This is a genomic window from Pseudomonadota bacterium, assembly GCA_039193195.1.
Classification (GTDB): domain Bacteria; phylum Pseudomonadota; class Gammaproteobacteria; order Steroidobacterales; family JBCBZW01; genus JBCBZW01.
The window spans coordinates 1-25,929 of sequence record JBCCWS010000033.1; the positions used below are offsets into that span (position 1 = coordinate 1).

The following is a 25,929-nucleotide window of genomic DNA, read 5'->3' on the forward strand; positions in this document are numbered from 1 at the left end:
AAAATGGTGGGGCATCAGGGACTCGAACCCCGAACCTACTGATTAAGAGTCAGCTGCTCTACCAATTGAGCTAATGCCCCAGTTTGGAAAACTGGTAGGTAGCCGCCAGGACGGCGCTACCGAAATATGGGGTGGACGATGGGACTCGAACCCACGACGACCGGAATCACAATCCGGGGCTCTACCAACTGAGCTACGCCCACCATTGACCTTAACTTACCTCGGACTCCCCCAAGAAGTCCGTCCGCGCCAGATCACTCGTCGCGGAAGTGCGCGGTTGGCGCGCCCGGCAGGACTCGAACCTGCGACCGCCGGCTTAGAAGGCCGATGCTCTATCCAGCTGAGCTACGGGCGCTTGAGTACTCGCTGGCGTCCTCGTTACCGTCCCCGCCGCTGGCTTGCCGTCGTCGTGGTCGGGGCAGAGGGATTCGAACCCCCGACCCTCTGCTCCCAAAGCAGATGCGCTACCAGGCTGCGCCATGCCCCGCCGTATTTTTTTCGAGCCTCGGCCCGAGCCAAACAGCTACGGGACTCGCAATGATAGGACGAGGGGCCGGGACCGTCAATCGCCCGCAACGGCGGCCTCCGCGAGGCGCGCGGTGTGCGTGAGCAGCTCTCGGCCGCCGGGCTTGCCGTGGCTGGGCACGACGATGGTGGCCGCGGGGAAGCGCTCGGCCGCGGCCTGCACCGATGCGCCCCAGGCCTGCACGTCGCCGTCTGCCGTATTGCCTAGGTTGAAGGCGCTGCCAGGTCGAATCAGACAGCCGCCGAACAGCACCTCGCCCTGGGGCGCGTGTACGACAAGGTTGGCCACCGTATGGCCAGCCCCAGGGAAGAGCACTTCGACCGGCGCAAGGCGGGGTTCGCGAGCCATGCCATCAGCACCAAACGCCAGATCGAACTCTGCGCGCATCAAACCGCGATCGGGCGCGAGCGCGTTGGCCACGGGGTGGGCGAAGGTGAGGATGTGTGCGTCGCGTAGCGTGGCCACGCCGCCCATCTTGTCGTTGTGGGCGTGCGTGCTGACGGCGGCCACCACCTTCCGGCCAAGCTCATCGCGGACCAAACGCAACAGCGCGCTTGTCTGCTCATCGTTCCAGGCGGTGTCGATGAGCACCGCTTCCCCGTCCCCCCGCGCCACCACGAGGCCATTCGAGCGGATGCGCCCCCAACGCTGGGTCTGCTGGTAGCTCACGTGCATCCACACCCCTTCAGCGAGGGGCTCCGAGAGGTGCACATCCGCTTCGACCTGCGCAAATGCTGCCGCCGCCATGAGCAGACTGAGCGCCACGGCCGCGAGCGATGCCCTCATCGGCGGCGCCAGGTGGTGCCGCCCGCGCCATCCTCCAAAACGATGCCGATCCCCGCGAGCTCATCGCGAATCTCGTCTGAGCGAGCAAAATTCTTCGCCTTGCGTGCCTCCGTGCGCTCAGCCACCAGCGCATCGACCTCCCCGTCGCTCAAGGCGCTCGCGGCAGCCTCCCTAGGCAAGGGTTGGGACGGGCGCTTAAGCCACTCATCAGCTGAGGCGCGCAGCAGGCCGAGCACGCCCGCCAACTGCCTCATCAACGCCCCATGGGCGAGCGCACCGTCGCTTTCCCCCGCATCCTTCAGTCGGTTGATTTCACGGGCCAAGTCGAACAACACGGAAACGGCCCCGGCAGTGTTGAAGTCCTCCTGCATGGCGGCGTGGAAGCGCGCGCTGTATGGCTCATCTCCCAGGCTGGCGATCAGTTGCTTCGCCGCGCTCCCGTCCTCGGGAAGCACCAGACCGCGCAGCGCCGTGTACAGACGTGTGAGGCAGGCGCGTGCACCGTCGAGTTCCTGGTCCGAGTAGTTGATCGGGCTGCGGTAGTGGCTCGCCACCATCAGCCAGTGCACCTCGTCGGGCCAGTACACCTGCGTCACCTCGCGCACGGTGAAGAAGTTGCCGAGACTCTTCGACATCTTCTCCGAGTTCACCTCCACGAAACCGTTGTGCATCCACATCTGCACGAAGCGCTCGCCGTGGGCACCGCAGCTTTGGGCGATCTCGTTCTCGTGGTGGGGAAACTTCAGGTCCATGCCACCGCCGTGGATGTCGAAGGTGCGCCCGAGCAGACGCGTCGACATCACTGAGCACTCGATATGCCAGCCGGGGCGGCCGGCGCCCCAGGGCGACTCCCACGAGGGCTCGCCGGGTTTGGCGGCCTTCCAGAGCACGAAGTCGAGAGGGTCTTCCTTGGCTTCGTCCACCTCCACTCGAGCGCCAGCGCGCATATCGTCGAGCTTGCGACCAGAAAGGCAGCCGTAGTCGGCGAAGCCGCTCACGCGGTAGTACACGTCACCGTTGGGGGCGGCGTAGGCCAGATCCTTCGCTTCGAGCTGCTGGATCATCTGGATCATGCCGTCGATGTGGTCCGTGGCACGCGGCTCGTGTACGGGGCGCTCCAGGCCCAGCGCTTCGCAGTCCTGGTGCATCGCCTCGATCATGCGCGCCGTCAGATCCGTGAAGGCCTCGCCGTTCTCGTTGGCACGACGAATGATCTTGTCATCGATGTCGGTGATGTTGCGCACATAGTTCACCTCGTGGCCGAGGTGGCGCAGGTAGCGATACACCATGTCGAAGGCGGCGAGCATGCGTGCATGGCCGATGTGTAGGTAGTCGTAAACGGTGATGCCGCACACGTACATGCCCACCTTGCCGGGGGTCATCGGCTCGAAGGGCTCGAGCTTGCGGGTGAGGCTGTTGTGGATTTTCAGCACAGTGACTTCCGGGGCGCTTTCTCTTCATCCTGTCGATGATCGCTCGCCACGCGCTGTGCGCTAAGGAGCGTTGAGCCGGGCGGCGACGGCATATTGTCGCCCACCCGCGAGGGAAAGGCCTGCTTTTCGTCCATCCTTCGATCGTCGGGGCGAGCATCTGGCGCCGGGGCCGTGCTTAGGCGGTGGGCCAACTCACAAGCCCAAGTGCCCGCGGCGACCGCCGAGGGGCTATAAGGCGCAGGCGACAAGCCCAGCCAACTCTCGACGAGGAGCGCAATGCCTGGTCTGTGCGCAACGCACCCGGATCGCCGCTTCCTAGGTCGCAGGCTCGCCGGGAGTTCGCCCGCCCTCGCATTGCCGATACGAATGTCCGCTCTGGCCTTGGAGGTGAACCCCGAGGCGGGCACGGGGAACCCGCAGTCGGCCGCAGATCTATGGGCCGCTATGTGAGCAGCACGATGTCGGATATGGGTGAATCGCGGCGAATACCGAAATAGGAATGACGTGGATCACCCGTTCGGGCGATAGCCCGTCGGACCCCTGCCACTTCATCATCAAAGGGGTTGTTGAAGATACAACCAGAAAGCTCGAACTCAGTTGTCCGGACATATACCTCAGGGACTTTAGCTGACGGTTTTTCACCCTCTGATGAGTCGCTTTGGCTAGCGCGAATCGAACGGTATGATCCAGCGCTGGCCTGTGTCCTAGACTCAAACCAAAGGAGCCCGCATGCCCGGCTTGCGCACGACCCTCACCGCCCTCGCCACCACCGTAGCGCTCTCCCTAAGCGCTGTTACAGCGACAGCCCAGATGGCCATCCCTCGGGTCAAGGTGGAGACCACCCACGGGGACTTCGTGCTGCAGCTCGATGGCCGACGGGCGCCTCTCACGGTGGCGAACTTCATGGAGTACGTTGAAGACGGTTTCTACGAGGGCACCGTATTCCACCGCGTCATCCCCGGGTTCATGGCCCAGGGCGGTGGCTTCGACACGGAACTCAAACAGAAGGAAACGCGAGATCCAGTACCTAATGAATCTGGTAATGGGCTGAGCAACGTTCGCGCCACCATCGCCATGGCCCGCACCAACGATCCACACTCTGGCACAGCTCAGTTCTACATCAATCTCGTCGACAATCCTGCGCTGAATCCCAGCTCCCGACGCTGGGGCTACACGGTGTTCGGCCAGGTGATCGAGGGCATGGAGACGCTGGATGCGATCGCCGAGGTGCCGACGGGGCCGCGCGGGCCGATGCCTCGCGACGTACCCCAAAGCAACATCATCATCGAGAAGATGACGGTTGTGCCCTAACCGCGCCTGTCGGTTCGCCTTCGCTTAGACGATCCTCATGCCCGGCACGACCCTGTTCATCAGCGACCTCCACCTGGAACCCGGCCAGGCCGAGGTGAGTGGGCAGTTCCTCGCCTTCATGGCTGAAGAGGCACGTGATGCGGATGCTCTGTACATCCTTGGGGATCTGTTCGAAATGTGGATCGGCGATGACGATCCCACGCCCTTCTACGCGGAAATCAAGTCTGCCATCCGCGGCCTGGTCGATTCCGGCGTGCCCGTCCAGCTGATGCACGGCAATCGCGACTTCCTCCTGGGTGAACAGTTCTGTCAGGACACCGGTGCTACACTGCTGAAAGAGCCTACGGTGATCGATCTCTACGGCTACCGCATCCTGCTCATGCACGGCGACCTCCTGTGCTCCGACGACATCGACTACCAAAAGTTTCGGACCATGGTGCGCAATCCCGCCTGGCAGCGCATGATGCGCATGATGCCCTTTAGGTTCCGAGCGGCAGCAGCGCAGAAGATTCGCCAACAGACGCGGGCTGCCACCGCACGCAAGCCGTCGGAGATCATGGACGTAAACCAGCAGACCGTGCTAGCCACGATGCGCGAGTACGACGTGGAACTGCTGCTACACGGACATACGCATCGCCCGGCAATCCACGAGTTTCCCCTTGAGGGCGGAACGATCGGCACCCGCGTAGTGCTCGGCGACTGGTTCGATCAGGGCAGCGTGGTGCGCTGGGACCCCGAGGGCTTGGCGTTGGTGGAGATGCGCCGCTAGGACTAGCTCAGATCGCCTCGGCGGTCTGCGCGTCACTCGGCACCCCGGAGTGGAAAGCGAACCCCGCATCTGGCGCCAGCACGAGTGCCCGCTCAGCGTCTACGAGCACAGCGATACGCTCGCACAGCACGCCCTCGCCGATGGTGCGTGCTTCTCGGTCAGCCTCCTCGCGCACCAGTCGCAGGTAACGCTGGAAGTGGCGGCGCTCGGCGGCGCACAGCCCCGTGTAGAAGGCGCGTAGCTCCTCGTCGAGGTGCGGCGCCAAGGCCTGAAAGCGCTCGCAGCTGCGCGCCTCGATCAGTGCACCCACGATCAGAATGTCGACCAAGCGGTGCGGATCCTGGCCCCGCACGTGGGCGCGTAAGCCTTCCGCGTAGCGAGACGCAGGCACCTGTTGCCAGGGAATGTTCCGCGCACCGATGAGCTTCGCGACCTGCTCGAAATGTCGCAGCTCCTCCCTGGCCAGACGAGACATCCAGTAGCACAGCTGCGATTTTTCCGGGTAGCGAAAGAGCAGGGCCATCGCAGTAGACGCGGCCTTCTTCTCGCAGTTGGCGTGATCGATGAGCAGCACGGGCAGATTGCCCGCCGCTGCCTCCAGCCAACTCGCTGGCGTGGCGCAGGCGAGCAGATCGGTGACGTCGGCGTCGTTCGCCAGCAGAGCGCCAAGATCAGGTGTATTCACGGTTGCCAGCATTGTAGCCCGCAGGACGGAAGATCTGGCACGGGGCGCTACGCGGCGGCCCGACGCCGCAGCACCTCGAACATCAAGGCCAGCAGATCCTCCGGCGGAATGGGCTTGACCAGGAACTCATCGCAGCCGGCTGCCAGGGCATCCTCGCGAACCGACACATCGGTGGCGCTCATGGCGATGATGGCCCCCTCGTAGCCATCGGCTCGGACGCGACGCGCGGCGGCGAGACCGTCATCACCATCCTCAAGGTTCAGATCGACCAACACCAACTGCGGCGGCTGCGCAGCCACCGCCGATACGAGCGCGCTGGCCCGGCTCACGAAGGTCGCCTTGAAGCCGGCTCGGCTCAGGAAGATCTTGAAGAGGGCGGCGAGGTCCGGGTCGTCCTCCCCTACCAACACTTCGCCAGGATTCAGATCCATCTCGCTGTCCAGGACCTGCGCCGGCGCACCCATGGCAATGGGGTCCGCAACGATGCGGATGACGAAGCGGCTGCCCTCACCGGGCGCCGTGTCATCCAGGCTGATGCCACCGCCCATGCGCTGGGCGATCAGCCGGGAGATATGCAGACCAAGGCCCGTACCGTCTTGGCCCTCGCGCCCGGCACGATCGAAGGGCTGAAACACGCGCTCGCGCAGCTCGGGGGGAATTCCCAGCCCCGTATCCGCCACCGCCAGCTCGAGCTGATGCCCCTCGTCCTCCCAATGAACGTCGAGGCGCACGCCGCCCTCTTCCGTGTACTTGATCGCGTTACCCAGTAGATTCAATAGCATTTGCCGAAGGCGCATACCATCCAGATGCAAGCGCTCGGGCAGGTCCGGACTTACGAAGGCGGCGAAACCTAGGGCCTTATCGGCAGCGAGGGGCGCGAGTAAGGCTGTAAGGTGACTGACCAAGGCGCGAACGTCGGTGGGTTGAGGGTGCACAGAGACCTCGGCGCTGTCACGCCGGTACTGCTCCAGCGTGGCCTCGATGAGGCCCGCGATGTGCGTAGCGCTGCGCGAGATCACCCGCGCATGATCGCGCTGCTCAGGGACCCCCTCGAGCGCTTGTTCCAGCAGGCGCGCGTAGCCGGCGATGGCGCTCAGCGGCGTACGCAGCTCGTGCGACAGCATCCCGGCGAGGCGCCAGGTAGCCGCGCGCGCCTGCTCTGCCTGGTCGCGCCAGAGTTGCCCCTGAGCGGTGGCTTCCACCAACCGCCCCTGTAGGCGCTGCGTGCGGGCGCGCGCCTCATTCTCGCGCTGCTGCACATCCCGCTCGCGCACGAGTTCGCCGTCCGCATCCGCGAACAGGACATGCCAACCGTCGCTCGGCTTGCCCTCATCGGCACTGTCGGGCAACACGTGAAGGTGAACCGCACGATGCTCGCCGATATTCACAAACGGCAGCGTTAGCCGGCCCGCATCTTCGAAGTGATCCAGGTACGGAGCCCCTGCACGCACGTCCATGCCTGTGACCAAATCCCCTAAGCCGAAGCGCGAAGGCTCACCGAGCCACCCGCGCACGGCGTAGCGACCGTCGAGCGAAAGGCACAGCACGCCCCGCTCCCCGCACTGCGTGAGAAGTTGCGCGTGTAGTAGCTGGGCCGCCGCCGGCAGCGCGCTCGCGTCCAGCGTACTCACGACAGGGCGATCTGCATGGCTAGCTGGGCGAAGGCAAACTCGACGTTTTCGCCCGTGCGCGCGCTGGTGGTGATCGCCCCGAAGCCCGCCTGACGCCAGCGCGCCATAGACTCATCGGTGAGCTCGGCGGCGAGGTCGCGCTTGTTGATGATGGGGACGAAGGGCAAGGCCTTTAGTTCATCGTCGAGTTGGTCGTGCAGTCCTGCTGCCACCTCCAAGGAGGCGGGGCGCGTGCCGTCGGCCACCAGGAAGAACCCCGACGCACCGCGCGTATACGTACGATCGATACTGGAGAGCGCCTCCGTGCCCGCAATATCCCAGATGACGAACTTCACGGTGCTGCCGCGCGGTGGCTCAACCACCTTCGTGTCGATCTTGACCCCCACTGTCGTGAGGTAGTCTGCCGAGTATCCGCCGTGGACGAAACGGGTCACCAGGCTGGTCTTTCCCACGCCCACGTCGCCGAGCAAACAGATCTTGTGCTTCGTGGCCGCGTTCATGGGGCCGGGGTTACCTGGTAGGGGCTAAGGTCCATCTCCACCCGAATCTCCGCCTTGCGTAAGTCCTCATCCTCGGTCGTCGCGTCACCGGCATCGCGCACAGCTACGGCAGCGGCAGGCACCCCTGCCGCGACCAAGTCCGTGCGCACGCGGGCAGCGCGCGCTTCGCGAAGGGTGCGATTCTCATCGCTGCTGCCAAGGCCATCCGTGTGGCCAACGCTGACGATGGCGATGGGGCGCGACAACTCCTCCGCCAGGCGAAGCAGGCGACGCAGATCCTGAGCGGCGGTCGCGACGGCCCCGGCGCCGCCCTCGCGGTAGTCGGCACTGCCGCGCGCGAAGTAGATCTGCGCATCGCCGATGCGCTCGACAAGGCTTGCCGCCTCGATCACCTCGGCCACCCTCACGGCACTGATATCGACCTCACGAAGACCGGCGATCTGCGGGCCACGCGTCACCGCCTCGCGCGCCCAGGCGAGCGGCGCGATACCCCCGACCTCGAGCACTGCGTCGCTCACGCCCAGAGTGACCTTGCTGGGCGGCGACAGGAGTCGGCGCACGGTCTCGAGAAGGGTCTCGTCGGACACGCGCAACCGGGAGGTGTCGACCTCATCTATCGCCGGCGACACCAGCACCAGCTGATCCATCATGTCCACCCACTCGCTGTCGGCGACGCCGGCGACGCGCAAGACGCTGCCATCCAAGCGCAGTTCGACAGAACTGGGCTGATCTAGGGCCCGGCTCAAACGCTGCAACACCAGCCCGGGCTCCAGGGATTGGTAAGGCTCAGTCTCATCGATCACCTCCAGCCCGCCCACCTCGGCCGCGGCGGCGAGCTCCGCCACCGTCGGCGCCAGAGGATCGCGCAACCCGTGCACGCTGAGCACCTTGCGATCACGCACCACATCAGTGGCAACCACGCCCGGCGTAGTGGCGAGCTGCTCCGTTAGGCGCTCCATCGCCATGCGCTGATTGATGTCGCTCACTAGCCAACGCACGGTGAGTGCGGCCAGGACGATGAGCGCCACCCAAACGGGCCAGCCGATGCGCCGCTTCCCGTCGGCAGTATCCTCATCGGCGCGGCGCAGGTACAGGCAGGCATCAAGTTCCTCATCCACCGCCGGCGGCACCGTCTGGGTGCCGTCAAACCCCTCGAGTTCCCGCGCGAAACGCAGGTGGATGGAGTCGAGAGATGATGCCAGGCGCGTTCGCAGATCATTGCCGGGAACGCCGCGAATCGCACAGGCGAGCAGGGCGTGCGGACCGTGGATGGCCCACAGGGTGAAGTCACCGAGCTGGGCGGTTTCCAGCCGCCGATCATCGCCCAGCTCAAAGGAATCGAGCACGAAGCTCTGCAGCGCCGCCAGCATCCCGGAGATGGCATCGCCATCCATGGATGGCGACTCGTCGTGGTGCGCTTCAGCCACCAGCAAACCACTGCCCGCCTGGATGAGATAAACATGCTCGACCCGATAGACGAAGGTCCGCTGCAGCACGTAGGCGCCGAAGCTAACGCCCGAGCGCCACGCCTTGAGGCGCCAGGCCAGCTGCCGGCGTGGCGAAAGACCGCGCTCGATAGTGCGACTCAGGGACTCGGCCAGAGAGCGGACGCTTGCCGTGATGTAGCGACGAATCGCCGGGCCGATGATGGGGAAGATCGCATCGGCGATCGGCCGCGGGTCGTTGCGCACGGCCTCGCGTAAGGTATGTTCAATGGGCTTTCGGACCGCTTCGGTGAGGCGTGCCGGCGAGCGATCGAACTCGCGGACGAATGCCTCGGGCAAGACGTCGGCTACGTCGTCCGCGCGCAGCTGGCGCTCCTGGATGCGGCGCGCCAGCTCGTCGAGGCGGCGCTGGTCGGCGCCAGAGAGAATCTCACGCAGCGCCTCTAGGCGGCGCTCGGCTTCCTCTTCCTGCGACGCCGACGTCAGGTCGGGCGGCGGCGAGCGCGTCACCACCGGCTCAGTCCGAGTCGTTCTCTCGCCGCAGGCGGCGGGCCACATCGCTCAGCAGGCCGGCCAGGTCATCGCGGGACACCTTCACGTCCTCGAGCGTATCCGCCGTCTGCGCCAACGCCCTATCCAGGCGTTCGCTGAGGTTCATCAAGGCGTCGTGAAAATCGGCGCTGTTGCGCTGAATGACATCTCGCACCTCGCCGATGTCTTCGTTTCCGCCTTTGGCGACGGCCTCCAGGCGAGCCTTGATCGCCGTATCGGCGTCGCGCAAGGCAGCAGCTGCGGCGTCTCGCTCTTCGCCGCGTTGGCGGGCCTCGCTCGCCAGCTGCTCGCCGAGTCGACCCACGTCAGCCCGCATCTGTTGCTCGAGGGATTCGAGACGCTGAGCGAGCTGCTTACCCAATTGCTCGGTGCGGTCTGTTAGCTGCCGTTCCAGCAACCGGAAGCGCTCTTCGTAGTCGCGCATCTGGACGCCGAAGATGATCTCGCGGATCTTGTCGATCTGCTGACCGGCCTCGGGACCGTCCTTTCCGGGCTGCTGTTCAACCTGCTGTTCTTGCGATGCCACGGCGCTACTCCCTGGGGGCAACACGAGCGATGAGTAAAGAAACCGCGATCATGCGGTAGTCGGTGCGTCGTCCGATGACTCGTCAGCGGAGGATAGGCGCTCGAGCCGATAGCCATGTTGGTAGATCGCGGTGAGCTTCCAGCCGTTGTCCTCACCGATGGAGAGCTTTCGGCGCAGGCGGCTCATGTGCGTATCGACGGTGCGAGTGTTGAGATCTGCATTGGGCATACCCCAAATGGACTCCAGAATATGCCCGCGCGAGAGGGCACGGCCCGCGTTCGTGAACAAAAACACGGCGAGGTCAAACTCGCGGTGGGTAAGCGTGACCTGCTCACCGTCGAGGCTGATGCGCTTACCCTCCCGATCGATCTCGTAGGGAACGGTATCGGGCAGCTCGTGACTGCTGCGGCCACCGCGTGCCAAGCGGACCAGGGCGCCAACGCGAGCGAGCAGCTCTGAACGACGCAGGGGCTTGATCATGTAGTCGTCGGCCCCAGCGCTTAGGGCGGCGACGATGTCCGATTCCTCGTCGCGAGCCGTGGTCATGAGCACGGGGGTGTAGTCCCGACCGCTCTCGCGGACTCGTTGCATGATCTCCAGTCCGCTCGCTTCGCCGGGCAGCATCCAGTCCATGAGCAGCAGATCGAAGCTCTCGTGTAAGACCATACGCAGGAAGGTTTCGCCCCGATCGCGCACGCTGCACGAATGGCCAGCGCCCTCGAGCCAGTGCCGGACGATGGCGGACTGATCTTGGTCGTCTTCGAGTACGGCGATCCGCATCGCGCCTCCCCTTGCGCTACGTGCTTTCCGTGACCGCGAACCGGCCAGACATCACCCAATCGGTATGTTTGGGGTTCCTATTGTTAAATTGTATACCAGGATGCGACGCGAATTGCGACGCGGCATCCGCCGAGCGCAGAGGCCTCAGGAGGCCTGGCCCTGGAGACGTTCCAGCAGATCGAGCAGTTCGGCGAGGGCCTCGCGGGCCGCATCGTGCTGTTCGCGGGCGGCGAACTGTTCCAGGCGCTCGGCAACCTCACTGAGCACATCGAAGCCGTAGGCGCCGCCAGACCCGCGCAGGCGATGCGCGGCATTGGCAAGCCCTTCCAGGTCGAGCCGTGGCCCGCGGCTGAGGGGGACGAACTCCTCTTGCTTTCGACGCAGGAAGCCCCGCGTCAGCTCAGCCAAGTCCTGAGCATCGCCCCTCGGTCGGCCATCCTGGCGCCCCGCATCGCTCATCCGTTGCCCACTCCCCTCAAGGCCGGCGTGTCAGCAGCTGCCCCGGCACCATCCCCCGGCGCGGCGGCTGATGATCGCGTCGGCGTCGGCCCTAGTGCGCGGCGGATCTTGGCATCGTCGCTGCGCGACTCGTGTAGCCAGTGCAAATACTCCTCAGTGATGTCGCCGGTGACGTACTCACCGGAGAAACAGGAGGTATCAAACTCCTGCACGGGCGAGGTCTTCCACTTCACCGCATCTACTAGGTCCTCGAGCTCTTGGTACACCAACCAATCGGCACCGAGCGCCTTGCAGATTTCCTCGTTGCTGCGACCATGCGCGATCAGCTCGTGGGGCGTCGGCATGTCGATGCCGTAGACGTTCGGATGGCGAACAGGCGGCGCCGCGGACGCGAAGTACACACGCTTTGCGCCCGCTTCGCGCACCATCTCGATGATCTGACGTGAAGTGGTGCCGCGAACGATGGAGTCGTCCACCAACAGCACCGTCTTGTCGCGGAACTGGAGGTCGATCGTGTTCAGCTTTTGCCTAACAGATTTCTTGCGAATCTCTTGGCCCGGCATGATGAACGTGCGCCCGACGTAGCGGTTCTTGACTAGGCCTTCGCGGTATTTCACGCCGAGGGTCTGTGCCACCTCCAGCGCCGCCGTGCGGCTGGTGTCGGGCACGGGAATCACGCAGTCGATATCGTGATCGGGTCGTTCGCGGGCGATCTTGTCCGCCAGCTTCTCGCCCATGCGCATGCGCGCCCGGTAGACGGAGATGCCATCAATGATCGAATCGGGGCGTGCGAAATAGACATACTCGAAGATACACGGCGTGTGTTCGACCGCCTGCTCAGTGCAGTCCTCGGCGTGTAGGCGCCCGGCCATATCGATGAACACGGCCTCGCCGGGACGCACGTCGCGCTCGAGCTCGAAGCCGCAGATGTCGAGGGCGACGCTCTCCGACGCCATCATGTACTCCGACCCCTCGCTGGTCTTGCGGCTGCCGAGCACCAAGGGGCGCAGGCCGTGGGGATCGCGGAAACCGAGTACTCCGTGGCCAGTGATCAGCGCCACCGCTGCGTAGCTGCCCCGACAGCGTTTGTGCACGGAACGGACGGCGGCAAAGGCGTCTTCCGGGGCAATCGTCGGCCGCGCGCGCGTGACCAGCTCCTGCGCCAAGACGTTCAGTAAGGCCTCGGAGTCCGAGCCCGTGCGCAGATGCCGCAGATCCTGGCGCATGAGGGCTTGGCTGAGTTCGGCGAGGTTGGTGAGATTGCCGTTGTGAGCAAGGCAGATGCCGTAGGGGCTGTTGACGTAAAACGGCTGAGCCTCATCGGCGCTGGAGCCGCCCGCCGTGGGGTAGCGGATGTGGCCGATGCCGACCTCGCCGGCCAGATCCACCATTTCGCGATGCTGGAAGACGTCCTTCACCAGCCCGTTGCCACGGTGCGCCCTGAGGTAGCCCTCGTCGTCGATCGTGCAGATGCCGGCGGCATCTTGACCGCGGTGCTGGAGCACGGTCAGCGCGTCGTAAATGATCTGATTAACCGGCCGCCGGCCGACGATCCCCACTACACCGCACATAACGCCCTTCCTGCCGTCCCGTTAGCTGATTGTACGCCCGCAGCGCTAGTTGGTCGCGTCCTCTATCGCCTCGAGCCGCTCTCGAGCCGCCTCTTCCAAGGCCTCGGCCGCATCGGTGGCGTTGCCGAGCACATCGGCCGCCTCCTCCATCTGTTGCACGGCTTCGGGGAGCCTGGCGCTGACGTCCTCGGGCAGCACGGTGAGCACCACCCCGGCAACCCGTTCGCCATAGGGGATCAGCACCGACTCGTCCCACCAGCTCTCCTGCTGCAATTCCAGCGCATTGGCGAAAATCACCAAAACGCCTACCACCAGCACGCCGCGGGCGAAGCCGAAGGCCATCCCGAGCACGCGATCCGTGCCGGACAGGCCGGTCTTCTCCACCAGGAGGGAGACCAGCGATGTGGTGACGCCGCCGGTGATGAGCACCCCCGCGAAGGTGATGGCCCGCGACAGCCAGGTCAGCAACGCCGGCGAGTCTATATGCTGTTCCAGGCGGACCGCGACGAGGTCAGCGTACTGCCAGGAGAGAAACACAGCCGCCACCCACACCACGATCGACATCACCTCGGGCACAAAGCCGCGGAATAAGCCGATGAGCACGGAAATCGCGATCACGGCGATGATGATGTTATCCACAAAGATCATCGAAGCTCTCCTCGCCTAACGGCGCTTGAGATGTGGTCGATCGGACGCGTTACAAGAGACTCCGACGCACCGCTGCAGGCGCCATTGTCATCGACCATCGCTGAACGCGACTTGAACAAAGGTAACGGCCTCACGGATGGCGTACCGGCGCGGCCACCTGACCGTCTCGACGCAGGCGCGCGGCGACATCCAAGGCGGCAGCACGGGTCTGCTCCGTACCAACACGCACCCGGTACCAGACAACGCCGTTGCGCGTGTGGCGCGACAGGAACGCACGATACCCCTTGCGCGTAAGCGTATCGACCAGTCCCTGGGCATTTCCCTTGTCGCGAAAACTGCCCACTTGCACCGACCAGCCGGTATCAACCCCCGCCGGAGCGGGTGCGTCGGAAAGGGGTGCGTCGACCGCCGGCGACGGCGGCCCGGGGGTCGGGGCAGTTTGAGAGAGGGGCTGACTCACGCGGGAGGGCTCCGCCACGGGTGGCTCCGGGCTGTCGCCATCAGCCTCCTTTCTGTCAGAGACGGTGTTCGCCGCTGTCGTCGCCGGCAGCTCTTCCACGGGCTCCGCGGTGGGCGTCGCTACCTGCGCTGGGGGCGCTTCGGCTTGCGCCTCTCGGATAGGCGTGGGCTGGGCGACCGCCGGCGCGGAGGCGGGCTTGCCGAGGTCGATCTGGTGCCGCTGCATGCGCGCCGGCTCCAAGGGCTGCTGGCGACCGGCCGCGGCCCAGCGCTCCGGCGAGCCGTCGAGCAACCACGGCACCACCACGGCGGCCGCTACGGCCACCACCACGGCGCCTACCAAGCGTTCCTGCTGTCGGCGTTCCATCGCATGCCTCAGCGCCCTGCCAGCGCCGCGTAAGCCGCCAACCCGGGGCCGACGGTCAAGAAGGAACCGAACACCACCACCCGATCGCCCGGCTGCGCTCGCGCGTGGACCGCCTCACAGGCCCCTTCCACGGTAGTGCAAACATGCGTGCAGCCCCCGACGTTCGGTGCCACATCGAGCACAGCCGCTTCCAGGGTGTCGCCAGCCACGCCCCTCGGGGGTGGCAAGCTCGCCATCCACCACTCGTCCACTAGCTCCGTGAGCGCTTGAACCACGCCCTCGATATCCTTGTCCCGCATCATACCGAAGACCGCTAGGGTCCTCCCCGGCTCGTCGCTGGCTCCCTGCTCCAGCGCACTCGCCAGCACCTGCGCCGCCTGAACGTTGTGGGCGACATCGAAAATCCAGGTCACGGGGCCTTCACATCGCTGCAGACGTCCCCTCACCTCGGCCCGCGCCAGCCCATCGACGATCGCCTCTTCCGGGACCGGCAGCTCGCCCTGCAATGACTGCACGAGGCTCAGCGCCACAGAGGCGTTGTGCAACTGGAAGGCCCCGCTCGCAGCCGGCAGTGGAAGGCCGCACAGAGCGCCGCAAGCCCCGTAGAAGTCCCATGTCTCGCCCCGGTGCTTCCAGCGGTAGTCCCGTCCTGCCACCTGCACCGGCGCGCCGATACTCTTCGCATGGGCGAGCAAGCGCTGCGGCGGATCGGGGTCACCGCACACGGCGGGCGCGCCGGCGCGATAGACGTGTGCCTTCTCCCAACCGATATGCTCGCGCGTATCGCCCAGCCATTCGGTGTGATCGAGCGCTACGGTGACCACCGCCGACGCGGCGGCGTCAACGGCGTTCACGGCGTCTAGGCGCCCTCCGAGGCCGACCTCGAGCACGATCACGTCGAGCTCTGCCCGAGAGAAAACAAGCAGGGCCGCGGCCGTGGCGAACTCGAAGTAGGTAAGCTCATTGGCGCCGCGCGCCGCCTCGACCGCAGCGAAGGCCTCGCACAGGATTGCGTCATCGACCTCCTCGCCAAGCACCCGAACGCGCTCATTGAAGCGCTGTAGATGGGGCGAGGTGTAGGCGCCCGTGCGCAGCCCTGCTTGGCCGTAGATGCGTTCGACAAAGGCCACCGTAGATCCCTTGCCGTTGGTGCCTGCCACGGTGATCACGGTGGCTCGGGGCTGTCTGAGCTCAAGGCGGTCGAGAACGCGACCGATCCGATCCAAGCCGAGCTGAATGGCCGTCGGATGGCGCTGTTCGATGGCCGAGAGCCATTGCGCCAGCGGCGTCGACCTGTTCAACACTCGCCTACGCTCGCGTCAGCCGGTGGTTGTCGGGAACAAGCACTAACCGTCAATGCGACCCTCAGCGCCACCGTCACGCTGCTCGCCGGCCGCCTGCGGGCTGCTTGGCGCCCCATCCTCGCCTTCGGCGGCGGTCGCCTCCGGAGTCGCCGTCGCTACGGCAGCATCCTCCGCATCCAAGATGGCAGGCCGCGCCGCTGCCCCCGTGAGCTTGGACAGCAGCGAAGCGAGCTCAGCGCGCATATGGCGACGATCCACGATCATGTCGACGGCGCCGTGCTCAAGGAGGAACTCGCTGCGCTGAAAACCCTCGGGCAGGGTCTCACGCACCGTTTGCTGAATGACGCGGGGCCCGGCGAAGCCGATCAGCGCCTTAGGCTCCGCCACGTTGACATCTCCGAGCATGGCCAAGCTCGCCGAGACGCCGCCCGTCGTGGGGTCAGTCAAGACAGAGATGTACGGCACGCCGTTCTCCGCAAGCCGCGCCAACACGGCGCTGGTCTTCGCCATCTGCATGAGCGACAGGAGAGCCTCCTGCATGCGCGCACCACCGCTCGCGGCGAAACAGATCAGCGGCGCGCGGTGCTCGAGCGCGACCTCGGCGGCGCGAAAGAACCGCTCGCCAACCACGGAGCCCATAGAACCGGCCATGAAGGAGAACTCGAAGGCGCACGCCACCACGGGAATACCGTCCAGGCTGCCGCGCATGGCGATCAAAGCGTCCTTCTCATCGGTCGCCCGCTGCGCGGCGGTGATCCGATCCTTGTAGCGCTTGCTGTCGCGAAACTTCAGAGGATCGCTAGGTTCGAGCTCGGCCCCAATCTCCTGGTGGCCCTCCGGATCGAGAAACTGCATCAGGCGCGATCTTGCCCCCACTCGCATGTGGTGAGCGCACTTTGGGCAGACGTGAGAGTTACGCTCAACCTCGGCGCGGTACAGCGCGGCGCCGCAGCTAGGGCACTTGGTCCACAGGCCTTCGGGAACGGAGCGGGTGCGGCCGCGCGTCTTGATACGGGAGGGCATGAGCCGCTCAATCCAACTCATTCTTGGGTCTTCCTCACTGGTGACACAGTGCCGTCCGCTACGCTGGGGATCGACTAGCGCGGGCGCAAAACGCCCGCGAAACAAAGCGTCAGATCATACAAGCTTTGTGTGCGGGCCGACAGAATCTCCACTCGCCCACGGCCCCAAGCGAACAGGAACGCCGGGCGGCAATCGATGGGGGGGCGGGTAGTGGATATCGACCAAGTACAGACCCGCTGCCGGGGCAGTCATACCGCCGCGCGTGCGGTCTCGGGTGGCCAACACCTGCGCCGGCCAGTCGAGCTCCGCCTCCCCCGCCCCCACGGCCATTAGCACGCCCGCAAGGTTGCGCACCATGTGCTGGAGGAATGCGTTCGCCCGCACGTCAATGCGCAGCCACGGGCCACGCTGTTGCACCCGTAGCGAGTGCACCGTGCGAATCGGGGACTTGGCCTGGCAGCCCGCCGCTCGAAAGGCGCTGAAGTCGTGGGTCCCCACTAGGGCTTGGGCGGCGCGGTCCATCCGTTCGCCGTCCAGGGAACCCGGTCGCCAACAGACCCGCTCTCGATAGAGGGCCGTGCGCGCGCGATCGCAGAGGATCAAGTAGCTGTAGGCGCGCTCGACGGCGCTGAAGCGAGCGTGGAACTCACCGCTTACCTGCAGCGCCCAGGTGACTGCCGCGTCGCGCGGTAGGGCGCTGTTGATACCCAGGATCCAGTTGTGTTCCGGTCGGTGGGCACGAGTATCGAAGTGGGCGACCTGAGCGGTGGCGTGAACGCCCGTGTCGGTTCGACCGGCGCAGTGCACGCGCACCGACTCGTCAGCTACGAGACTCACCGCCTGCTCGAGGCAAGCCTGCACACTGCGACCGTCCTTTTGTACCTGCCAACCGTAGAAGTCGGCGCCGTCGTACTCGACGCCCACGGCGATCCTAGCCACAGCGCTACATCGAGGGAGGGAGCAAGTCAGCCGCGCCGGCGTACGCTCGGCGCGGCCCATTCGGTGAGAGCCCCTTGCCGATCAGCCGAGCGAACTCAGAAGAGTATTCGCGTCGTCGCGCTGCTCGGTGCTGCCTTCTTGCACCACCTCTTCGAGGATGCTGCGGGCAGACTCCGCATCGCCCATGTCGATGTAGGCGCGGGCCAGGTCCAGCTTGGTGCCCACCTCATCGAGCGCGTTGTCGTCCGCCTCTGGGAACGCGATCTGGCTGGCCGGCACGCGCGTGGTCTCATCGCCATCGCCCCCCTCTCCTACGTGCGCTCGTAGATCGAGCACTTGGGCGCTCACGGTCTCGGCCGTGCTACTCACCTCGGGGGCGATCGGCATCTGGATCGTCGGTGCCACGCTGGACTCGGAGAGTTCATCGTCACCGACTAGCGGCGTCTCCACGGTGCTCTCGCTGCCCGCAAGTCCATCTGGGCCGATCATGGTAGCGGCGGAGATTAGCGCCGTGTTTTCCGCGGCATCCGGAGAGTCATCGTCAACTGGCTGCAGCATGAACCCCTCTTGGGTCTCATCCCCGAGGGAGAGGCCCCCAGGCAGCTCGAAGGCAGGCTGCTGCTCGGTATCGCCTTCACTGCCGCCATCGCCAAGGGTCAGGTTCTTGCCCGTGACGTCGCCCTGCGGCAGCTCCTCGGTCACTTCGAAGGGCGAGTTGTCCTCCTCTGGCAGTTCGATCTTGAACTCGCCCGTACTTGCGAGCCCCAGCAAGTCTCCGCTGGCATCGAGTACGTGCTCCTCCGGCGGGGCATCCTGCTCCTTGGAGAGGTCGCTCTCGTCTACGACGCCGGTGAACGCGAAGAAATCGCCGAAGCCATCGTCTTCCTCGTCCATGTCGAGGCGTACGCTCGTTTCTGGCGGCGCCTCGGGCGCGATCGTCTGCCCCAAGTCGAGGGACAGATCGAGATGGTCGGCCCCATCGGTAGCCGGCGCCATGCGCTCCTCCAGCTTGCGCGCGATTTCGGTGAGTTCTTCGTCGGGCTCGAGATCCCCATCCGCGCCGAGCGTCGTCTCATCGACGTTCACCTCCGGCACCCCGATATCCTCGAGCTTGACCTCCGTGTCTTCCTCATCCGCGTCCGGCAGGGGGGGCGGCAAGTCGAGATCGATGTCCAGGGCGCCATCGGCGCTCGAGCCATCTGTGCCATCCGCGACGAGGGCCTGCAACTCATCCTCGGCGCCAAACTCGGGCACCTCGGGCAGTTCGTCCAGACCGATGTCCAGCACGTCGTCATCGCCCGTCGAGGCGCTGTCGAGGCTCAGGTCCTGAGGCGTCGAGGCAGTCTGCAGACCGACGTCGAGATCCGCCACCGCGCCCGCGCTATCGCCGCCCTCGGTGGCAAAGAGATCGTCGTCGGGGCAGATCTGCCGGCCCATGATGGCGAATTTCTCCCAGCCGCCCTCAGCATCGGATAGGGACGGCTTAAGACGTTCGGCCGCCTCGCGGAAGGCGTCCTTGTTGCCCCAGACGAAGTAAATCTCCAGAAGCTTGGCCTGTAGGTCCTTCCGATCGGGCTCCGTCTCCAGCGCCTTGTTGATCAAGTCAGCCGCTTGATCGAACAAGCCGTAGGCCATGTGGAAATCAGCTTCCGACATCGGGTCGTTGCCGTCCTCGCCGCCGTCACCGATGTCGATCAGCTGGGTCGGCTCGTGCAGCGGCGTACTCGCCGAGGTGGTCGTGCTCGCACTCGTAGTCCCCACCGCCTCGAACTGGCCCGTATCACTGAATTCGCCGACTTCCATCGGCTGGGCGATGCTGACCTGCGCCGTATCCTCCACGGCAGGATCGACCAATGCGGTGCGGGCCAGCTCCTGGTCATCACCGGGCAGTTCCGTATCGATCGTAGTCGTGAAGCTGCGATCGCCGTCGACCCCCGGCAGGGGCGTAGCGCCGGTAGTGCCCATGGTGGTGGCGAGGGTGGCATCGAGGTCGACGTCGTCCTCGGGGAAGGCGCTCAATTCATCGAGCGCCTCATCGCCGCCGCTGACTCGGTTGCGAAGGAAGACCGCGACCGCACCTAACAGAGCTACAAGGCCGAAGGTGAGCCAAAGGAATCGATTACCTAGCAGCCCAAAGATGAAGTCCAAGGGCCCGCCAGAAGCCTCGGGCGGCGTCGTCACGACCTTGGTCGCCGCGTCGCGGCTCGAGGCCTGCGTTTCGGCCACAGTGGTGTCGGCCGCAGGTGGCGCTGCGGCTTGCTCTGCCACTGCGTCTTCACCGGCCGCGCCAGCTACCGTGTCGTCCGCGTCACCTACGACCCCATCGTTGGCAGCGTCGTCGACCAGCTCAGCCAGGGCGGCCTCCCCGCCCGGTGGCGCGGAGCCCTCGCCCTCACTCGCGCCGCCTGCGTCTGCATCGCCAAGACCGGCACCCGTATCGAGGGTGGCGCCCGGCGTCGTGCGCGCGCCATCATCCTGCTCACTCATCTCGGGCACGGAGGCGAGGTTCGCGCCATCCGCGCCCGCCTCGCGCAGCTGGCGCTCTAGCTCGGCCAACTGTTCGTCGCGCACCCGTAGGCGCTCCTGGGCCTGTTCAAGCTGCTCGCGCTGCTCCTTCACCGTCTGCTGCAAGGCTTGGTTTTGCTCGCGGGCCGTGTCCAAATCGCGCGCTAAACCGGCGGTATCGCCATTGGGAGCCACCAGCTGGAGCTCCGGCGTGACAGATCCCGGCGCGGACGCGGTGGCTGTGCTGGCGTCCGAACTGCCGCTAGGCCCAGTGGGCGCGGCCAGCGGCGGCGGCGAGGCCGGTTGGCCGCGCCAGCGCGCTGTGTCCGCCACTAGGGTGGCGGCGGCCTCACCGGTGCTGACGCCACGAATTGTGTCGGCGGTCGGAATGCGCAGGGTGGAGCCCTGGCGCAGCAGATTCATGTTGCCGAGGAAGGCATCGGGGTTTTGGCGGTAGATCGCCATCATGGTCTGGTTGAGGCTGGCACCATTCGGCCGCGCTCGCGCCGCAATCTTCCAGAGTGACTCGCCGCGTCGCACGGGACCGTACTCGGTGCCGGCCTGGATGCCGTTGCTCCCGCGGCTGCTCGACGACGAGCTGCCACTCACGCGACCGGGCGGCGCGACGGGTGGAGGCGATGAGGTGGCTGGCGCGCGCGAGGAACGCGTCGGTCCGCCGATGATGCCGCCGTTGCTCGCGCTGCTACTTCCGCCGCCACTGACCGCTGGCGCGACACCCGTATCGGCCTCACCTGGCAAGAAGGTGGGGGGATCCAGGAGCACCGTGTACTCGCGCAAGAGGCGACCGCGCGGCCAATTGGCCTCCACCAGAAAAGTGACGAAGGGCTCGGTGATCGGCTGGTCAGAGCGGACCTGCAGCACGTCTTCGCCATTCGCGGTGCGCGTGGCTTGGAAGGTGAGCGTGGTCAGAAACTGTGGGTAATCGATGCCGTACTGGTCGAACAGCTCGCGTGAGGCGAGCGTGGCTTCCAGTTCATTGAGGTCACCGGGAAGGGCAGCGACGATTTCGATCTGAGCATCGAGTCGTTGGTTGAGCCCTGAGTTGAGGGTGATGTCCCCCAGACCCAACGCTGCGGCGGTCCCCGACAGTGCAGTGAGCACCGTCCCTAACAAGAGCTTGCAAACACGCGCCATGGTTACTCCCGAACGCCCGGATCTGCTTGTGGCCCCGACGCGAGCGCCAGGGCCTAGGGGACGGCAGCGGTGACGTTCCCGCCGGGTCCGCAACTGTTCACAATCCCTGTGAAGAGAGTTATTTAACTATAGTCTACCAGTAGGAATCGGCCAAAACCTCAGCGATTTGAACGCTGTTGAGGGCGGCGCCCTTGCGCACGTTGTCCGATACCACCCACATGTCGATGCCGCGCGGGTGCGTCAGATCGCGCCGCACACGCCCCACGTACACGGGATCGCGGCCCGCGGCGTGGCTCCAGGCGGTGGGGAAATCGCCGGCCCGGTCATCGATCAGCTCGACGCCAGGGGCCACCCGCAGCCAGTCACGCACCTGCTCGATTTCCGCGGGCTCGAGCGTCTCCAAGTGGATCGCTTCGCTGTGGCCGTAGTGCACCGGCACCCGCACCGCCGTGGGGTTCACGGCGATGCGCTCGTCGCCGAGGATCTTCCGCGTCTCCCACACCATCTTCATCTCTTCCCGCGTGTACCCGTTGTCCTGGAACACATCGATCTGTGGCACTGCATTGAACGCCAACGGCACCGATTCCTCGGGTCGTCGCCCCGCGACGACAGCCTCCGCCTGGTGCGCCAGCTGCGCCAGCGCCGACTGTCCTGCGCCCGAGACCGCCTGATAGGTGGCCACGTTGATGCGCGCTATGCCCACGTTCGCGTAGATCGGCTGCAGGGCCATGACCATCTGGATCGTCGAGCAATTCGGGTTAGCAATGATGTTGCGTTGCCGACACTCCGCTATCGCATGGCCGTTCACTTCAGGCACCACCAGGGGCACATCGTCGTCGTAGCGAAATCGGGAGGTGTTATCGATGACGATACAACCACTCGCTGCCGCCTTCGGCGCGTACTCCCCGGACACCGTACCGCCGGGCGAGAACAACGCAATATCGATGCCGGCGAAGTCGAACTCCTCGAGCACTTCCACCGTCACCTGCTCACCGCGAATCGTCAGCCGCCGGCCGCGCGAGCGTGCGCTGGCCACGGGCACAATGCGCCCGCTGGAGAAGGATCGCTCCTCCAGAATCGACAGCATCGTGCGCCCCACCAATCCGGTAGCGCCGACCACGGCGACGTGCAATGCGCGGCTCATAGGCAAGTCCCGGGCAAACGGGCGTTATGGTGTCGCACGGCGCACACCGAAACTAACAACTGGGTCACATCCATCGCGCCAGGATCCTCAGTAAGGGGTTGAGCGGCCTCAGGTATCCGGAGTCTGGCCCGGGATGGGCTTCATCGGGGGCTCGACCCCCGCGTTCTGACCCCGATGCCGGAGCAGATGGTCCATCAGCACCAGGGCCAGCATGGCCTCGGCGATGGGGACAGCCCGAATGCCCACGCAGGGATCGTGGCGCCCGTGGGTGCGGATCTCCGCATCCTCTCCCTGGGTATCGACCGTACGCCCCGGCAAGCGGATGCTGGAGGTAGGCTTTATCGCCACGCTCACGCGCACGGGTTGGCCGGAGGAGATGCCACCGAGCACGCCGCCCGCGTGATTACTGGTGAATCCGTTCGGTGTTAGCGCATCTCGATGCGCTGTGCCGCGCTGCTCGACGACCTCGAAGCCGTCCCCCACCTCGACGCCCTTAGCGGCGTTGATGCCCATCATCGCCGAGGCGATGTCCGCGTCGAGCTTGGCGAACACGGGCTCGCCTAAGCCTGGCGGGACACCCTTGGCGATCACGTTCACCCGCGCACCGACAGAATCACCATCCTTGCGCAACGCATCCATAAACTGCTCGAGTTCGGCGACGCGCGATGGATCTCCACAGAAAAACGGGTTGTCGTTCACCGTCTCAGGTTGAGGACAATCGAGCGGCAGGGGACCGAGCTGACCCAACCAGCCGTAGATCTCCACGCCCGAGTGCTCGCGTAGGTACTTGCGGGCGATGCCACCGGCGGCGACCCGCATGGCGGTCTCGCGCGCCGAGGAACGACCGCCACCGCGGTAGTCACGACGGCCATATTTTTGCAGGTATGTGTAATCCGCGTGACCGGGGCGGAACAGCTCCTTGATCTTGCTGTAATCCTTGGATCTGGCGTCTTCGTTCTCGATCAGCAAGCCGATGGAAGTGCCGGTGGTCACCCCTTCGAACACGCCAGACAGGATACGCACGCGGTCTGGCTCGCGGCGCTGGGTGACGTGGCGCGAAGTGCCGGGGCGACGCCGGTCCAGATCGACCTGAAGGTCGGCCTCCCCTAGGGCCAGGCCCGGTGGACAACCATCGACCACCGCGCCGATAGCGGGACCGTGACTCTCGCCAAAAGTCGTGACCGTGAAGGCCTGCCCGAAGCAGTTGCCGGCCATCAGCTCGCGCCCCCCGTCGCTGCCAGGGCGCGCAACTCCGGCTCGCGCAGTAGGCACACGCCGTGCCCGCCACGCTCGAACTCGAGCCAGGTGAAGGGCAGCTCAGGCCAGCGGGCCATCGCTTGAGGAGCGCTATTGCCCACCTCCAGCACGAGCACGCCGTCGGCAGTCAGGTGATCCGCTGCCCCGCGCAGGATCCGATCCACCAAGTCCATGCCATCTTCGCCACCGGCCAGGGACATGGTGGGTTCGCAGGCGTACTCCGCGGGCAGGCCCGACAGCTCCTGCGCCGCTACGTAGGGTGGATTGCAGACGATGAGCTGATAGCGCTGCTCGCCCAGGCAGTCCAACAGGTCCGAGTGCACAGCGTGAACGCGTGCCTCGAGGTCGTGGGCTGTGATGTTAGCGCGCGCAACGTCCAGCGCGTCCTCGCTTAGGTCTGCCGCGTGCACCTGAGCGTTGGGGAAGGCGTAGGCACACGCCACAGCGATGCAGCCGCTTCCCGTGCACAGGTCGAGCACAGCGCCTACGTGTTCAGGCTCGCCAATCCACGGCGAGAAGCCGCACTCGATGAGCTCGGCCACCGGAGAGCGAGGCACGATCACCCGTTCGTCGACGAGAAATCGCAACCCGGCAAACCAGGCCTCGCCGGTGAGGTAGGGTGCCGGGCAACGGCGCTCCACACGCTCTTCGATCAGCGCAAGCGCGCGCAGCCTCTCATGCTCCAGCAGAGCGCCCTGGAGCAACAGATCGGGTGCCTCCCACGGCAGGTCGAGGGCGTGGCAGACGAGCAGCCGCGCCTCGTCGATCGCGTTATCCGTGCCATGGCCGAAATGCAGTTCAGCGGCGTGGAAGCGGCTCACCGCGTAGCGCAGTAAATCGAGCCCAGTGCGCAGCACTTGCGCTACCTGTTGCAGATCGTGGGCATGAGCGTCGTTCATCAATGCGGTCTCTCGTTGTCACGCGCCAAAAACGCCGAGCGATAGGCTCGCGTTTGCGGAGTATCATACCTGGCGACCGCCGGCGGTCTGCCCCGAGGCCCCCGCCGCCCCACCGCGAGCGACAAAGAACCCCCCCGAGATGCAAAGAACCGGCCTGATCTTCCTCAGCGTCCTAGCCGTAGCCGCCGGCATTACGCTCTCCCGCTGGACCGCAACGCCCGCCGACACCCTCGCGATGGCCACCGCCTATCCACAACCCCGCCCCCTGCCCGCCTTCGCCTTGACCGACGATGAGGGAACACCCTTCACCGGCGACGATCTACTGGGTCGTTGGCGATTGCTTTTCTTCGGTTTCACCCACTGTCCCGACGTATGCCCCCTAACCCTGAGCCTGCTGTCGCGGGCGGTCGCGCCGGCATCACCAGATGACACACCGGCGGCGCAAATCGTGTTGGTTAGCGTGGATCCAGAAAGAGATACGCCCGAGCGCATGGCAGCCTACGTAGCGCGCTTCGGGGAGGACGTGGTGGGCGTCACCGGCAGCGCGCAGGCGATCGCCGAATTCGCCGCCGCCGTCGCCATCGCCTACGGCAAGGTCCCCCTCGGGGATAGCGGCGCCTACACGGTGGACCACTCGGCGGCAGTGCTAGTGGTGGACCCGCTCGGGCGCATCGCCGCCGTGTTCAATCCCCCGCCTCCGCTCGTGGCCGACGTCGTGCGCGCGGATCTCGTGGTGCTGAAGCGCCTAGCCGATCAGAGCTGACCCGGCCAGCGCTTCATGAACACCGCCGCCAAGGCCTCCAGGCCTCGCTGGTCGCGGGTATCGAAGCGATCGACCTCGGCGCTATCGACGTCGAGCACCCCCACGACCTTGCCGTGCCCATCGATCAGCGGCACCACCACCTCCGAGCGGGAGTCCGGATCGCAGGCGATATGCCCCTCGAATGCGTGCACGTCGGCCACCCGCTGGGTGCTGCCGGTACGGGCCGCCGTACCACACACGCCGCGCCCCCAGTCGATGCGCACACAAGCGCTCTTTCCTTGAAAGGGTCCCAGCACGAGTTGAGGGGCCTCGCCCGCACCCCCCTCATGGGTGAAGTAAAAGCCCAACCAGTTCACCGCCGGCAGGGCGTGGAAAAGAAGCGAAGCGGTGTTGGCCGCGTTCGCGACCGAGTCGTTCTCCGTGCCGAGGAGGGCGTCCAAGGACGTGGCGAGGGTCTCGTAGTCAACGGCGGCTAGATCTGTCGAAGCCATG

23 protein-coding genes and 4 tRNA genes are annotated in these 25,929 nt (G+C 65.6%); 3 read left to right on the forward strand and 24 right to left on the reverse strand.

The window, feature by feature from the left end:
• Nucleotides 1–4: 4 nt before the first annotated feature.
• From AAGA68_20030 to cysS, 6 genes are all read right to left on the reverse strand, one after another.
• A tRNA-Lys gene (locus tag AAGA68_20030) sits at nt 5–80 on the reverse strand.
• Between the two features lie 47 nt (nt 81–127).
• Nucleotides 128–203: transfer RNA gene (locus tag AAGA68_20035), tRNA-His, on the reverse strand.
• A gap of 75 nt (nt 204–278) precedes the next feature.
• Nucleotides 279–355, reverse strand: a tRNA-Arg gene (locus tag AAGA68_20040).
• 55 nt (nt 356–410) lie between these two features.
• Nucleotides 411–487: transfer RNA gene (locus AAGA68_20045), tRNA-Pro, on the reverse strand.
• 75 nt (nt 488–562) lie between these two features.
• Nucleotides 563–1,312 carry a subclass B1 metallo-beta-lactamase gene (bla, locus tag AAGA68_20050; GenBank protein ID MEM9387359.1) on the reverse strand — a complete coding sequence of 250 codons (750 nt, stop codon included), beginning with the start codon at nt 1,310–1,312 and terminating at the stop codon, nt 563–565.
• Nucleotides 1,309–2,745, reverse strand: coding sequence for a cysteine--tRNA ligase (gene cysS / locus AAGA68_20055; GenBank protein ID MEM9387360.1), 1,437 nt, complete (start codon nt 2,743–2,745; stop codon nt 1,309–1,311). Before cysS ends, bla begins: the two co-directional genes overlap by 4 nt.
• A 729-nt stretch (nt 2,746–3,474) precedes the next feature.
• Here cysS and AAGA68_20060 point away from each other — a divergent pair.
• Nucleotides 3,475–4,056 carry a peptidylprolyl isomerase gene (locus AAGA68_20060; protein ID MEM9387361.1) on the forward strand — a complete coding sequence of 194 codons (582 nt, stop codon included), beginning with the start codon at nt 3,475–3,477 and terminating at the stop codon, nt 4,054–4,056.
• Nucleotides 4,057–4,093: 37 nt separating this feature from the next.
• Nucleotides 4,094–4,825 carry a UDP-2,3-diacylglucosamine diphosphatase gene (locus AAGA68_20065; protein ID MEM9387362.1) on the forward strand — a complete coding sequence of 244 codons (732 nt, stop codon included), beginning with the start codon at nt 4,094–4,096 and terminating at the stop codon, nt 4,823–4,825.
• A 7-nt stretch (nt 4,826–4,832) separates the two neighbouring features.
• Here AAGA68_20065 and AAGA68_20070 read toward each other — a convergent pair whose 3' ends face one another.
• The 17 genes from AAGA68_20070 to prmB form a co-directional block, all read right to left on the reverse strand.
• The gene (locus tag AAGA68_20070; GenBank protein ID MEM9387363.1) at nt 4,833–5,522 is read right to left on the reverse strand and encodes a tRNA-(ms[2]io[6]A)-hydroxylase; all 690 of its coding nucleotides are present in this window, start codon (nt 5,520–5,522) and stop codon (nt 4,833–4,835) included.
• A 35-nt stretch (nt 5,523–5,557) separates the two neighbouring features.
• Complete coding sequence (locus AAGA68_20075) at nt 5,558–7,141, reverse strand: ATP-binding protein (protein ID MEM9387364.1); 1,584 nt, start codon at nt 7,139–7,141, stop codon at nt 5,558–5,560.
• Nucleotides 7,138–7,641 (reverse strand): Rab family GTPase, encoded by a 504-nt coding sequence (locus tag AAGA68_20080; protein MEM9387365.1) that lies wholly within the window; start codon nt 7,639–7,641, stop codon nt 7,138–7,140. Before AAGA68_20080 ends, AAGA68_20075 begins: the two co-directional genes overlap by 4 nt.
• On the reverse strand, nt 7,638–9,596 hold the full coding sequence (locus AAGA68_20085; GenBank protein ID MEM9387366.1) for a hypothetical protein: 1,959 nt from the start codon (nt 9,594–9,596) through the stop codon (nt 7,638–7,640). Before AAGA68_20085 ends, AAGA68_20080 begins: the two co-directional genes overlap by 4 nt.
• Nucleotides 9,597–9,603: 7 nt before the next feature.
• Complete coding sequence (locus tag AAGA68_20090) at nt 9,604–10,164, reverse strand: hypothetical protein (protein MEM9387367.1); 561 nt, start codon at nt 10,162–10,164, stop codon at nt 9,604–9,606.
• A gap of 48 nt (nt 10,165–10,212) precedes the next feature.
• Nucleotides 10,213–10,944, reverse strand: a complete 732-nt coding sequence (locus AAGA68_20095) for a response regulator transcription factor (GenBank protein ID MEM9387368.1) — start codon at nt 10,942–10,944, stop codon at nt 10,213–10,215.
• A 144-nt stretch (nt 10,945–11,088) separates the two neighbouring features.
• Nucleotides 11,089–11,403, reverse strand: coding sequence for an Hpt domain-containing protein (locus AAGA68_20100; protein MEM9387369.1), 315 nt, complete (start codon nt 11,401–11,403; stop codon nt 11,089–11,091).
• Nucleotides 11,400–12,974: an amidophosphoribosyltransferase gene (purF, locus tag AAGA68_20105; GenBank protein ID MEM9387370.1), complete on the reverse strand. Its 1,575-nt coding sequence runs from the start codon at nt 12,972–12,974 to the stop codon at nt 11,400–11,402. The genes AAGA68_20100 and purF overlap by 4 nt, the downstream gene beginning before the upstream one ends.
• Nucleotides 12,975–13,019: 45 nt before the next feature.
• Nucleotides 13,020–13,622 (reverse strand): CvpA family protein, encoded by a 603-nt coding sequence (locus AAGA68_20110; protein ID MEM9387371.1) that lies wholly within the window; start codon nt 13,620–13,622, stop codon nt 13,020–13,022.
• Between the two features lie 130 nt (nt 13,623–13,752).
• Nucleotides 13,753–14,448, reverse strand: a complete 696-nt coding sequence (locus AAGA68_20115; GenBank protein ID MEM9387372.1) for an SPOR domain-containing protein — start codon at nt 14,446–14,448, stop codon at nt 13,753–13,755.
• An 8-nt stretch (nt 14,449–14,456) separates the two neighbouring features.
• A complete protein-coding gene (gene folC, locus AAGA68_20120) occupies nt 14,457–15,752 on the reverse strand; it encodes a bifunctional tetrahydrofolate synthase/dihydrofolate synthase (protein ID MEM9387373.1) in 1,296 nt (431 codons plus the stop codon).
• 42 nt (nt 15,753–15,794) lie between these two features.
• Nucleotides 15,795–16,796: an acetyl-CoA carboxylase, carboxyltransferase subunit beta gene (accD, locus tag AAGA68_20125; protein ID MEM9387374.1), complete on the reverse strand. Its 1,002-nt coding sequence runs from the start codon at nt 16,794–16,796 to the stop codon at nt 15,795–15,797.
• A 93-nt stretch (nt 16,797–16,889) separates the two neighbouring features.
• On the reverse strand, nt 16,890–17,714 hold the full coding sequence (gene truA, locus AAGA68_20130) for a tRNA pseudouridine(38-40) synthase TruA (protein ID MEM9387375.1): 825 nt from the start codon (nt 17,712–17,714) through the stop codon (nt 16,890–16,892).
• A gap of 81 nt (nt 17,715–17,795) precedes the next feature.
• Nucleotides 17,796–21,374: a FimV/HubP family polar landmark protein gene (locus AAGA68_20135; GenBank protein ID MEM9387376.1), complete on the reverse strand. Its 3,579-nt coding sequence runs from the start codon at nt 21,372–21,374 to the stop codon at nt 17,796–17,798.
• Nucleotides 21,375–21,507: 133 nt separating this feature from the next.
• Complete coding sequence (locus AAGA68_20140) at nt 21,508–22,518, reverse strand: aspartate-semialdehyde dehydrogenase (protein ID MEM9387377.1); 1,011 nt, start codon at nt 22,516–22,518, stop codon at nt 21,508–21,510.
• A 108-nt stretch (nt 22,519–22,626) separates the two neighbouring features.
• Nucleotides 22,627–23,733, reverse strand: a complete 1,107-nt coding sequence (gene aroC / locus AAGA68_20145; GenBank protein ID MEM9387378.1) for a chorismate synthase — start codon at nt 23,731–23,733, stop codon at nt 22,627–22,629.
• The gene (prmB, locus tag AAGA68_20150; protein ID MEM9387379.1) at nt 23,733–24,674 is read right to left on the reverse strand and encodes a 50S ribosomal protein L3 N(5)-glutamine methyltransferase; all 942 of its coding nucleotides are present in this window, start codon (nt 24,672–24,674) and stop codon (nt 23,733–23,735) included. The genes aroC and prmB overlap by 1 nt, the downstream gene beginning before the upstream one ends.
• Nucleotides 24,675–24,813: 139 nt before the next feature.
• Here prmB and AAGA68_20155 point away from each other — a divergent pair, with 139 nt between their 5' ends.
• Nucleotides 24,814–25,437 (forward strand): SCO family protein, encoded by a 624-nt coding sequence (locus AAGA68_20155; protein MEM9387380.1) that lies wholly within the window; start codon nt 24,814–24,816, stop codon nt 25,435–25,437.
• On the opposite strand, the gene AAGA68_20160 is transcribed toward AAGA68_20155, so the two are convergent.
• Entirely contained in the window at nt 25,428–25,928 is a 501-nt protein-coding gene (locus AAGA68_20160; protein MEM9387381.1) for a GAF domain-containing protein, read from the reverse strand. The genes AAGA68_20155 and AAGA68_20160 overlap by 10 nt on opposite strands.
• Between the last annotated feature and the right edge of the window lies 1 nt (nt 25,929).

Bases quoted from the DNA above. Each gene is read 5' to 3' on its own strand.
- AAGA68_20155 (MEM9387380.1), top strand. From the start codon at position 24,814: ATGCAAAGAACCGGCCTGATCTTCCTCAGCGTCCTAGCCGTAGCCGCC.
- AAGA68_20070 (MEM9387363.1), bottom strand. From the start codon at position 5,522: ATGCTGGCAACCGTGAATACACCTGATCTTGGCGCTCTGCTGGCGAAC.
- AAGA68_20135 (MEM9387376.1), bottom strand. From the start codon at position 21,374: ATGGCGCGTGTTTGCAAGCTCTTGTTAGGGACGGTGCTCACTGCACTG.
- AAGA68_20095 (MEM9387368.1), bottom strand. From the start codon at position 10,944: ATGCGGATCGCCGTACTCGAAGACGACCAAGATCAGTCCGCCATCGTC.
- AAGA68_20110 (MEM9387371.1), bottom strand. From the start codon at position 13,622: ATGATCTTTGTGGATAACATCATCATCGCCGTGATCGCGATTTCCGTG.
- bla (MEM9387359.1), bottom strand. From the start codon at position 1,312: ATGAGGGCATCGCTCGCGGCCGTGGCGCTCAGTCTGCTCATGGCGGCG.
- AAGA68_20100 (MEM9387369.1), bottom strand. From the start codon at position 11,403: ATGAGCGATGCGGGGCGCCAGGATGGCCGACCGAGGGGCGATGCTCAG.
- accD (MEM9387374.1), bottom strand. From the start codon at position 16,796: ATGAGTTGGATTGAGCGGCTCATGCCCTCCCGTATCAAGACGCGCGGC.
- AAGA68_20140 (MEM9387377.1), bottom strand. From the start codon at position 22,518: ATGAGCCGCGCATTGCACGTCGCCGTGGTCGGCGCTACCGGATTGGTG.
- AAGA68_20160 (MEM9387381.1), bottom strand. From the start codon at position 25,928: ATGGCTTCGACAGATCTAGCCGCCGTTGACTACGAGACCCTCGCCACG.
- AAGA68_20065 (MEM9387362.1), top strand. From the start codon at position 4,094: ATGCCCGGCACGACCCTGTTCATCAGCGACCTCCACCTGGAACCCGGC.
- AAGA68_20060 (MEM9387361.1), top strand. From the start codon at position 3,475: ATGCCCGGCTTGCGCACGACCCTCACCGCCCTCGCCACCACCGTAGCG.
- prmB (MEM9387379.1), bottom strand. From the start codon at position 24,674: ATGAACGACGCTCATGCCCACGATCTGCAACAGGTAGCGCAAGTGCTG.
- purF (MEM9387370.1), bottom strand. From the start codon at position 12,974: ATGTGCGGTGTAGTGGGGATCGTCGGCCGGCGGCCGGTTAATCAGATC.
- AAGA68_20115 (MEM9387372.1), bottom strand. From the start codon at position 14,448: ATGGAACGCCGACAGCAGGAACGCTTGGTAGGCGCCGTGGTGGTGGCC.
- AAGA68_20080 (MEM9387365.1), bottom strand. From the start codon at position 7,641: ATGAACGCGGCCACGAAGCACAAGATCTGTTTGCTCGGCGACGTGGGC.
- aroC (MEM9387378.1), bottom strand. From the start codon at position 23,733: ATGGCCGGCAACTGCTTCGGGCAGGCCTTCACGGTCACGACTTTTGGC.